Source organism: Acinetobacter sp. ANC_7513 (assembly GCF_056779915.1).
Window position 1 is genome coordinate 1 of sequence record NZ_JBWYIW010000042.1, and the last position, 207, is coordinate 207.

Annotated in this window: 1 protein-coding gene; it reads right to left on the minus strand. The window is 47.8% G+C overall.

Translation table 11 applies throughout. The features are described from left to right. On the minus strand, nt 1-207 hold a 207-nt coding region (locus tag AC1M9B_RS14460), incomplete at both ends, for an FAD-dependent oxidoreductase (protein ID WP_481609348.1).

Consider the following 207-nt stretch of genomic DNA (forward strand, 5'->3'; position numbering starts at 1 on the left):
ACTCAACTAAAGTGACATGCTCAACAATACCCGCAAGGTCAATTGCCGCTTCAACACCAGAGTTACCACCACCGATCACAGCCACACGTTTGCCTTTGAATAATGGACCATCACAATGTGGGCAGTACGCAACACCACGTGTTTTGTATTCTTGCTCACCTGGTACATTCATTTCTCTCCAACGTGCACCTGTAGACAGGATGACCG